Below are 11026 nucleotides of genomic sequence, written 5' to 3' on the forward strand. Positions count from 1 at the left end.
CCTGACGACACACTTCGACCGCTCCTTCGCTGGAGCGGTTTTTTTGTTATATAAGACTACACGCTCCAGCGATTGCAGTGCATGCACCACTCATGCAGTGTATTACAGCGGTGCTTTAAACTTTCTTATAAGCTCGCATATGCCTCAAGGAGATATTCTACATATACCAAATTGGGAGGTTTTTGATATGCCGATTATTACGACTCCGCTTCCGGGCAGCCGGAAAGTTTATGTAACTGGCTCGAAGGAAAGTATCCGTGTACCAATGAGAGAAATTGCTTTGGAGGCAAGCTCGGGAAGAAATGGCGAAGAGCTGCCGAACGAACCGATAAGAGTTTATGATGCAAGCGGCCCTTATACCGATGAAAGCTATACAGCAGATGTGCGGCGCGGATTGCCGAACCTTCGCAGCGAATGGATTAACGAACGCGGAGATGTGGAGCATTATGGAGGCCGGGAAATAAAGCCTGAGGATAACGGGTTTTTGACAGAGGAAAAGGCAAATCAACGGGGGGCCGAGCGCTTTCCTGGCCTGATGAGACAGCCGCTGCGGGCAAAAGCCGGACAAAATGTGACGCAGCTTCATTATGCCCGTAAGGGGATTATTACTTCGGAGATGGAATACATCGCGATTCGCGAAGGAATGGACGCGGAGTTTGTACGCAGCGAGATTGCAGCCGGGCGTGCGATTATCCCGACAAACATCAATCATCCGGAGAGCGAGCCGATGATTATCGGACGTCATTTTCACGTAAAAATCAATGCGAATATCGGTAATTCCGCCGTTGCGTCCTCGATCGAAGAGGAAGTGGAGAAAATGACGTGGGCGACCCGTTGGGGAGCCGACACGATAATGGATTTGTCCACGGGCAAAAATATCCACACGACGCGTGAATGGATCATCCGTAATTCTCCGGTTCCGGTTGGAACGGTGCCGATCTATCAAGCGCTGGAGAAGGTAAACGGCAAAGCGGAGGACCTCAGCTGGGAAGTATTCCGCGATACGCTTATCGAGCAAGCGGAACAAGGCGTCGATTATTTCACCATTCATGCGGGCGTGCTTCTGCGTTACATACCGCTCACAGCTAAACGCGTTACCGGCATTGTCTCGCGGGGCGGATCAATTATGGCCGCGTGGTGCCTGGCTCACCATAAGGAAAACTTCTTATATACGCATTTCGAAGAGATTTGCGAGATTATGAAGGCATATGACGTGTCGTTCTCTTTGGGCGACGGTTTGAGACCGGGTTCGATTGCCGATGCGAATGATGCAGCACAATTCGCCGAGCTTGATACGCTGGGCGAACTGACGAAAATCGCTTGGAAGCATGACGTTCAGGTTATGATCGAAGGCCCGGGTCATGTGCCGATGCATCTTATAAAAGAAAATATGGACCGTCAGCTGGAAGTTTGCGATGAAGCTCCTTTTTACACGCTAGGGCCGCTTACGACAGATATTGCACCAGGCTATGACCATATTACGTCGGCTATCGGAGCCGCAATGATCGGTTGGTTCGGTACGGCCATGCTTTGCTACGTAACGCCGAAGGAGCATCTGGGGCTTCCGAACAAGGAGGATGTGAAAGAAGGCGTTATTACTTACAAAATCGCAGCTCATGCTGCCGACTTGGCGAAGGGCCATCCGCGGGCGAAATACCGTGACGATGCGTTGTCCAAGGCGCGTTTCGAATTCCGCTGGCGCGACCAGTTCCATCTATCGCTTGACCCTGAGCGCGCAATGGCGTATCACGATGAAACGCTCCCGGCGGATGCGGCAAAATCGGCACATTTCTGTTCCATGTGCGGTCCTAAGTTTTGCAGCATGCGCATAACCCAGGATATCAGGGAATACGCTGCGCAAAACGGGATGGAAACGACAGATGCGATTGAAGCGGGGATGAAGGAAAAGTCGGATGCGTTTAAAGCGGCAGGAAGCAGCATTTATAGCTAGCGCTGCCTGGACGTACAGCCGATTGTTGGAATAATTTAGAAGAAATGCCGTCAGTGATCATGTCAGCCGGACATGATCGCTGGCGGCATTTTGTTTGCATCACTGCCATGGAATGATTGAATTTTAGCGTTGAAAATGTATGAATTATCTGCTATATTGAAAACGAGAATCGTTATCAATATAGCAGATTATTCATACAGAAGGGTAGTTAGAAGATGTCTTCTTCATTAAACGCGAAAGCAGCGGCAGGCACGAAGCTGCCTACACGGCCTCTGATGGCCACGGTCATTCTGTTTGGCGGGATAGCTGCACTGATCTTGTCCTTGGCGTTATCGATATCTGTCGGAGCGGCGGATATTAGCCTATCCACGGTTTGGGAAGCCGTCTTCCACTTTAATCCGGATCAAATTCAGCATCAGATTATTAAAGAGCTTCGGATGCCGCGTGCGATCGCAGCGGCATTGGTAGGGGCCGCATTCGCTGTCGCAGGCTCTGTTATGCAGGGGCTGACTCGAAATCCGCTCGCGGATTCGAGCTTGCTTGGCATTAACGCAGGCGCGGGCTTCATGCTGGCGCTTTGCTTTGCTTTTTTTCCATCGATATCTTACTTAGGGCTGATGATTATATGCTTTGCCGGCGCAGCTGTTTCAATGGGGCTTGTATACGGAATCGGCTCGCTTGCGAAGGGCGGCTTGACGCCCGTCCGGCTTACGTTAGCCGGCGCAGCCGTAGGGGCTTTGCTGCTTGCTCTTACTGAAGGAATTGCGATCTATTTCAAAATTGGCCAGGATTTGGCCTTCTGGTATGCCGGCGGCGTAGCGGGGACAAAATGGCTGCAAATTGAAATCGTTTCTCCGTGGGTAATCGGCGGCTTGCTTGGCGCTATTGCGCTGTCCCGTTCGATTACGCTGCTCAGCTTAGGCGATGACGTTGCCGCAGGGCTTGGCCAGCGTACGGGCTTGGTGAAGGCGGCAGGCGTAATTATCGTCTTATTGCTTGCCGGCACCTCGGTATCGGCCGTAGGTTCGATCGGTTTTGTCGGACTCATTATCCCTCATATTTCACGCTTTCTCGTTGGCGTTGACTACAGATGGATCATTCCATGCTCGGCAGTCCTCGGCAGCTTGCTCATGGTTTTGGCGGATATTGGAGGGCGCCTCGTTATTCCGAATCAGGAAGTGGCGATCGGCATCATAATTGCGGTAATAGGCGTTCCTTTCTTCCTTTATCTCATAACTAGAATGAAGGGGGAATAGGCGTGGATACATTATTCATAACAGCGACCGAGCAGCGCCGCAAAAAACGCGCGATTCTCGTCATGTCGGTGCTTAGTGCGATGATCGTCATATCCTTTATCATTAGTATGAATACAGGTTTTATCCGATTAGCGCCGCTCGATGTAGTCAGAACCTTATTTGGGGCCGGCACAGACAAACAGGAGCTTATTTTGTTTGATTTTCGCTTGCCGCGAATTGTCGTTTCAATCTTGATAGGTGCCGGCTTCGCCGTTTCGGGCTGCATAATCCAAGGCTTATCCCGCAACCCGCTTGCCGACCCGGGACTTCTCGGCATTAACGCGGGGGCGGGACTTGCCGTTATTTTGTTCATTTCCTTTTACCCGACGACGGAGAAGGGCTCTATTTTTTTGATGCCGTTTCTGGCGTTGCTCGGCGCTTCCTTGACAGCATTGCTTATTTTTGCGCTCTCCTATAAGAGGCATCGCGGCTTAATGCCAACCCGGATGATATTGGCGGGTATCGCAGTAGCAGCGGGCATAAGCGCAGTGATGCAAATATTGATCCTGCGTCTTACGCCGGAAAAGTATCAATTTTTTGCCGTGTGGATGGCGGGAAGCATTTGGGGCACGAGCTGGAAGTACGTGCTGGCGCTGCTGCCTTGGCTAATCCTTATTTTCCCGTTCGTGCAATATAAGGCGAAAGCGTTAAATGCTTTAAATCTTGGCGATCAAATGGCGATAGGCTTAGGGGCGCAGGTGAACAAGGAGAGGGCGTGGCTGCTTACGGCATCCGTAGCGCTTGCAGGCTCATGCGTCGCCGTCGGCGGAGGCATAGGCTTTGTTGGACTCATTGCTCCGCACTTGGCAAGAAGGCTTGTCGGTCCGCAGCATCAGGTGCTGTTACCAGCGTCGGCTTTCGTAGGGGCATTGCTCGTCATTGTAGCGGATACGCTCGCTCGCTGGGCATTCCAGCCGAATGAGATTCCAGCAGGCATCGTGGTAGCTGTTATAGGGGCGCCTTATTTCCTATACTTGCTGTCAAGATCGAAATAATTGACCTTATTACAAACCAAAACCGCGGAGAGCAGCGCAAGTGAGCTCCCGCGGTTTTTATTTTTGGTTTAACGGTACATGCATAATTGTCTTCACACCTAGTAGCCAGCCCATGGGTAAGTGCATATATTACCTATGACATTTCAGGTGGAAGAAGGAGAGGACTATGACAAAAAGCAATAGAGGGAAGAGCCCGAAAGGGCGAAAGCCGCTTTTTTATGTTGATAATCCGAATACTTCCGAGTTAAAGTGGCTGGATGATTTGAATAAGAAAGTTGCTGCGCAAAATTCGGTTGCCAATCGAACGATAAAAGTTCAGGATGATAATCACCTAACTTTGAATATTAATGCACTTATGGCAACTCCGGAAGCGGAAACTGGAACTAGAACGGGGACGGGAACGGTAGGCGAGGAAGCTGAATTGTCAGATGATGATCAGCCTGAATTTATCGAGATCGATGCATCTCAATTAGTAGAAATATTTGAAGTAATTGATGAAGAGGAAATAAGCCAAGAAGAGAAGATGGAGAAGATTGAAGAGAAGAAAAACCCGGATGGGCCTGTTCCGTTTATTTATACGGATGATTTGGTCAATTTCGCAGTTACCGCCGAAAAAATTGCATCAGGCGCTATCGACAGCAGCAAACTCGGGGCGGGAATTGTCACTTCAGACGTTATTGCAGATTACGCGGTAGATACTGTCCATATTGCAGACGGCGCCATAAAGTCCGCAAAAATCGCTCCGGAGTCGATCACGGGTAATCACTTGACTAACAATTCGATATCCGGCGAAAAAATTTTGGATCACTCCATCTACGGAAGCAAGCTGCAGGACGGGAGCATTTCGTCAGAGAAGCTGGCAGATCGAACGATAAGCTCTCACAAGTTAGCAGAAGGTTCGATCGAATCCAGACATCTAAAATCGTTTATTATTACTGCGGAGCTGCTGGCAGACCAGTCGATCACATCGGATAAAATAAAAAGCGGAGCCATCCGGGCTGAAAATTTGACGAATGAAATCATTAACAACTCCAAGCTGGGTGAAGGTTCCGTTACTCGCTCTAAGCTGCGCGATGAGGCTGTGTCGGGTGAGAAGATTGCGGCGGGAGCGGTTGACACGGTTCATTTGAAACCAGGCTTATTGTTTTCAGAACACATAGCGCCCGGTGCTATTCAGGGAAAACATCTGGCCGCAGGTGAAATTGCAGCCGAGCATTTGGTTGAGGGCGTAATTGGAAAAAGAGAACTGCAAGCAGACGCTGTCAGTGCCAAGAACTTAGCGGCAGGCTCGGTTTCTTCGGAGCATCTGCAAGCGGGTGCCGTGCAAAGCGTCCACGTCGGAGCGGAACAAATCAAAAGCGGGAATCTCGCTGACCATTCTGTCACATCAGCGAAGCTGGCTGACCAATCGGTATCGACGATCAAAATTGTCGATCATTCGATTACTTTATCAAAGCTGTCGGACCAAAGCGTGAATGCGCAAAAGCTATCTAATGATGCGGTACAAAACCGTCATCTGGGACGTTTCAGCGTCACTTCAGACAAAATCGCTGAAGCTCAAGTGCTGCAGTGGCATCTGGCAGCCGATTCGGTAACAATGGAGCAGCTTGCACCGAATGCAATTATGAGAGAGCATGTGCAGGATGGAATTATTAATGAGGCTAAGCTTGCTCTTCAATCCGTCAGGAAGGAACATATCGTTCATTCAGCTGTCGGCACGTCGCAAATAGCAGACGAGTCAGTCACTAAAAATAAGTTAACCGAAGGCGCGGTGACGGCGTCCATTTTGGCGAATGGATCAGTTGAGTCCAGACATTTGCAGGATGAGATTATTACGTTTCAGAAAATAGCTCCGGAAGCGCTGAGGGCGTATCATTTTTCGGATGGCGCTGTAACGGAAGCGTCAATTTCACCGAATGCTGTGAGCGGGGAGCATTTGCAGCTTGGAATTATAGACAATTGCCATTTGGCAAATGACGCAGTAGATACGGAGAAGCTGCAGGATGGCTCGGTAACGAGCAATAAGCTGGCTTTTGGCGCAGTAACGGAACGTTATATTGCTCCAGGAGTCGTATTTTCACATCATTTGGCCGATCATATCGTTAATTCACTTAAGCTGTCTCCGGAATCCGTTACTTCAGATAAACTTTCTGATCTAAGTGTTTTATCTTCTAAGCTTGCGGACGGAAGCGTAATAAGCTCCAAAATTGCACCGAATGCAGTGCAATCGGAGCATTTTTCGGATGGCTCTGTCGTGTCTAGGCACATTGGGCTTGGCGCGATCGATTCATCGCATTTACAGAACCGAATCATTGGGGCTAATCATTTGATTGCCCAATCGGTAGGAACCGAAGCGCTGCAGGATGGATTAATTAAGACTGAAAAGTTATCTGCCGGCGCTGTCCAGTCTAAGCAAATCGCCGATGAGGCAGTACAGAGCCGTCATTTGGCTAATGCTTCAGTGCTCGGCATTCACTTAGGCGAGAATAGTGTGCATAGTGCCCATATTGTGGATGGATCGATTTCAAACGAGAAACTGTCCGCTTACAGTGTAGGAGAAAAACAGCTGCAGAACGATTCTGTCGGGGCTGCTGCATTGAAGCAAGGCGCTATAAGCACTGCGCATGTGGCAGACGGTGCGATTACGTCGGACAAAATTGCAGAATTGTCAATCAGCTCGAAGCAGCTGCAGCCGGCTGCTGTGAAGGCGGCGAATCTGGAAGCGGCGAGCGTAAGCGAAGCAGCCCTGCAGGACGGAGCGGTGACGGGAGCGAAGATTGATTTCGGTGCGGTGACGTCAGAACATGTGCAGCTGGAATCGTTAGCGGGTAAACATTTTAAGGCCGACACGATCCAAGGGTATCACATTCGTAAAGGCACGATTACAGTTGGACATCTCTCAGAAGAAGTGCTTTCGTTCGAGAAAATATCCGATGATACGATTCCCGGCAGCAAGCTTAAGCAAGGATCGATTAACCGGAAGCACTTAGCCGATTTCAGTATAGGAAGAAATCAGCTGGATACAGGGGCCGTCACGCGTGACAAGTTGTTCACGGCTGCTGTCGGCAGTGAGCAAATCGAAGCGGGTGCGATCAGGGCTGAACAGCTTGCGGCAGACAGCGTAACGAGGGAGAAGCTGGCACCCGGAAGCGTAGGAGAAGAGCAATTAGAAGCTTGGAGCGTAACGACGGAGAAGCTGGCAATCGCCAGCGTATGTTCGGAACAGCTCTCGGCTGGCAGTGTAACGACGGAAAAGCTGGCGCATGGAAGTGTTGGAGCAGAACAATTGGAAGCCGGCAGTGTAACGAGGGGTAAGCTGGCTCTCAGAAGCGTAGGAGAGGAACAGCTCTCAGCAGGCAGCGTAACGACGGAGAAGCTGGCGCATGGAAGTGTTGGAGCAGAACAATTGGAAGCCGGCAGTGTCACGATGGAGAAGCTTGCTCTCAGAAGTGTAGGCGAGGAACAGCTCTCAGCAAGCAGCGTAACGACGGAGAAGCTGGCGCTTAGAAGCGTAGGCGAAGAGCAATTGTCCACACATAGCGTAACGGCCGAGAAGCTTGCTTCCGGAAGCGTGACTGAAGAGAAATTGGCGCTCGGAAGCGTAAGCACGGAGAAGCTGGCAGCCGGAAGCGTAACGACGGAAAAATTGGCGTTTGAAACAGTAGGCCCGGATCAACTTGCTGCAGGCAGCGTAACAACGGAGAAGCTTGAAAATGGCTGCATAAGCGAGGAGAAGCTTGCATCCGGAAGCGTAACGACGGAGAAGCTTGCGCTCGGCAGTATCGGCGCTGAACAGCTTTCGGCAGGCAGTGTTACGACGGAGAAGCTGGTGATTGGAAGTGTCGGCACAGAACAGCTTGCTGCAGGCAGCGTAACGACGGAGAAGCTGGCGCTCGGAAGCGTGAGCGAGGAGCAGCTTTCGGCAGGCAGTGTAACGAATGAGAAGCTGGCACCCCAAAGCGTAGGCGAGGAGCATCTGTTAGTCGGCAGTGTAACGACTGAAAAGCTAGTGTTCGAAAGTGTTGGTACGGAACAACTTTCGGAAGGCAGCGTAACGACAGAGAAGCTGGCGCCGGATAGTGTAACGATGGAGAAGCTGGCGTTCGGAAGTGTCGGCACGGAACAGCTTGCTGCAGGCAGCGTAACGACAGAGAAGCTGGCGCTTGGCAGTATTGGATCGAAGCAGTTAACGGCGGGCAGTGTAACATCAGATAAGTTGGCGTTCGGCAGCGTTGGAACGAAGCAGCTGTCGGCAGGAAGTGTAACGACAGAGAAGCTGGCATTCGGAAGCGTGGGATCGAAGCAGCTTTCCGTGAACAGTGTAACGACGGAAAATTTGGTGCCAGGAAGCGTAGGCGCTGAGCAGCTTTCGGAAGGCAGTGTTACGACGGAGAAGCTGGCGCTAGGAAGCGTGGGCACTGAGCAGTTGTCGACAGGCAGCGTAACGACGGAGAAGCTGGCACTGGGCAGTGTAGGAACGGAGCATCTTTCGGCAGGCAGCGTAACGGCGGAGAAGCTGGCGTTAGGAAGCGTAGGAACGGAGCATCTTTCGGCAGGCAGTGTAACGGCGGAGAAACTTGCACTGGGCAGTGTAGGGACGGAACATTTTTTGGCAGGCAGCGTAACGACGGAGAAGCTGGCGTTAGGAAGCGTAGGAACGGAGCAGCTTTCGGCAGGCAGTGTAACGACGGAGAAGCTTGGGCTCGGAAGCGTAGGCGAGGAGCAGCTGTCGATTGGCAGCGTAACGACGGAGAAGCTGGGACTCGGAAGCGTGGGCGAAGAGCAGTTGTCAGCAGGCAGCGTAACGACGGAGAAGCTGGCGCTCGGAAGCGTGGGTGAGGAGCAGCTGTCTGCAGGCAGCGTAACGACGGAGAAGCTGGCGCTCGGAAGCGTAGGAACGGAGCAGCTTTCGGCAGGCAGTGTAACGACGGGGAAGCTGGCACTGGGAAGTGTAGGCACGGAGCAGTTGATTGACGGCAGCGTAACAATAGAAAAACTGTCGATTGGAAGTATAGGCCCTGAGCAGCTGTCTGCAGGAAGCATAACAACGGAGAAGCTGGCATTAGGAAGCGTAGGAACGGAGCAGCTTTCGGCAGGCAGCGTAACGACGGAAAAGCTTGCATTCGGAAGCGTGGGCGAGGAGCAGCTGTCGATTGGCAGCGTAACGGCGGAGAAGCTGGCGCTCGGAAGCGTTGGCGAAGAGCAGTTGTCAGCAGGCAGTGTAACGACGGAGAAGCTGGGGCTCGGAAGTGTAAGCGAGGAGCAGTTGTCAGCAGGCAGCGTAACGACGGAGAAGCTGGCGCTCGGAAGCGTGGGCGAAGAGCAGTTGTCAGCAGGCAGCGTAACGACGGAGAAGCTGGCGCTCGGAAGCATTGGTGAAGAGCAGTTGTCAGCAGGCAGCGTAACGGCGGAGAAGCTGGCGCTCGGAAGCGTTGGCGAAGAGCAGTTGTCAGCAGGCAGCGTAACGACGGAGAAACTGGCGCTTGGAAGCGTTGGCGAAGAGCAGTTGTCAGCAGGCAGTGTAACGACGGAGAAGCTGGCGCTCGGAAGCGTTGGCGAAGAGCAGTTGTCAGCAGGCAGCGTAACGACGGAGAAGCTGGCGCCTGGAAGCGTGGGCGAAGAGCAGTTGTCTGCAGGCAGCGTAACGACGGAGAAGCTGGGGCTCGGAAGCGTGGGCGAAGAGCAGTTGTCAGCAGGCAGTATAACGACGGAGAAGCTGGCGTTTGGAAGTGTAGGAACGGAGCAGCTTTCAGCAGGCAGCATAACGACGGAGAAGCTGGGGCTCGGAAGCGTAGGCGAGGAGCAGTTGTCAGCAGGCAGCGTAACAACGGAGAAGCTTGCGTTTAGAAGCGTAGGAACGGAGCAGTTGTCAGCAGGCAGCGTAACGACAGAGAAGCTGGGGCTCGGAAGCGTGGGCGAGGAGCAGTTGTCAGCAGGCAGCGTAACAACGGAGAAGCTGGCGATTGGAAGCGTAGGAACAGGGCAGCTTTCGGCAGGCAGCATAACGACGGAGAAGCTGGGGCTCGGAAGCGTAGGCGAGGAGCAGTTGTCAGCAGGCAGCGTAACAACGGAGAAGCTGGCGATTGGAAGCGTAGGAACAGAGCAGCTTTCGGCAGGCAGTGTAACGACAGAGAAGCTTGCGCATGGAAGTGTAGGTTCCGGGCAGTTGTCAGACGGAAGTGTAACAACGGAGAAGCTGGCGATTGGAAGCGTAGGAACAGAGCAGCTTTCGGCAGGCAGCGTAACGACGGAGAAGCTTGCGCCTCAAAGCGTAGGCGAAGAGCAGCTGGTAGAAGGCAGTGTAACGGCGGAGAAGCTTGCGCTTGGAAGCGTAGGAACGGAGCAATTATCGGCTGGCAGCGTAACTTCGTCAAAGCTGGAAGTTGGTAGTGTAGGAACGGAGCATCTGGATGCAGGCAGCGTAACGAAAGAAAAGCTGGCATATGGTAGCGTAGGCTCTGAACAATTGGAAAGCGGAAGCGTAGGCGAAGACCAGCTTTCGGCAGGCAGCGTAACGAGAGAAAAGCTGGCATATGGAAGCATAGGCTCTGAACATTTGGTAAGCGGAAGCGTGGGCTCAGAGCAGCTTTCGGCAGGCAGCGTAACGAGAGAAAAGCTGGCATACGGAAGCGTAGGCTCCAAACAATTGGTAAGCGGAAGCGTGGGAACAGAGGAGCTTTCGGCAGGCAGCGTAACGAGAGAAAAGCTGGCATATGGAAGCGTAGGCTCCGAACAATTGGAAAGCGGCAGCGTAGGCTCAGAGCAGCTTTCGGCAGGCAGCGTAA

At 52.3% G+C, this 11026-nt stretch carries 4 protein-coding genes; all 4 read left to right on the plus strand.

All coding sequences use genetic code 11. From position 1 onward, the window contains the following. The first annotated feature begins 187 nt into the window (after positions 1-187). Positions 188-1951 carry a phosphomethylpyrimidine synthase ThiC gene (thiC, locus tag AC0YNZ_RS29150; protein ID WP_475829888.1) on the plus strand — a complete coding sequence of 588 codons (1764 nt, stop codon included), beginning with the start codon at positions 188-190 and terminating at the stop codon, positions 1949-1951. Between the two features lie 215 nt (positions 1952-2166). After that, positions 2167-3207 (plus strand): FecCD family ABC transporter permease, encoded by a 1041-nt coding sequence (locus AC0YNZ_RS29155; protein ID WP_475829889.1) that lies wholly within the window; start codon positions 2167-2169, stop codon positions 3205-3207. 62 nt (positions 3208-3269) lie between these two features. Next, on the plus strand, positions 3270-4241 hold the full coding sequence (locus AC0YNZ_RS29160; protein WP_475829894.1) for a FecCD family ABC transporter permease: 972 nt from the start codon (positions 3270-3272) through the stop codon (positions 4239-4241). 166 nt (positions 4242-4407) lie between these two features. Beyond that, a partial coding sequence (locus AC0YNZ_RS29165; protein ID WP_475829890.1) for a hypothetical protein occupies positions 4408-11026 on the plus strand: 6619 nt, incomplete at its 3' end.

The sequence above is a fragment of the Paenibacillus sp. J2L1-98 genome (assembly GCF_056269405.1).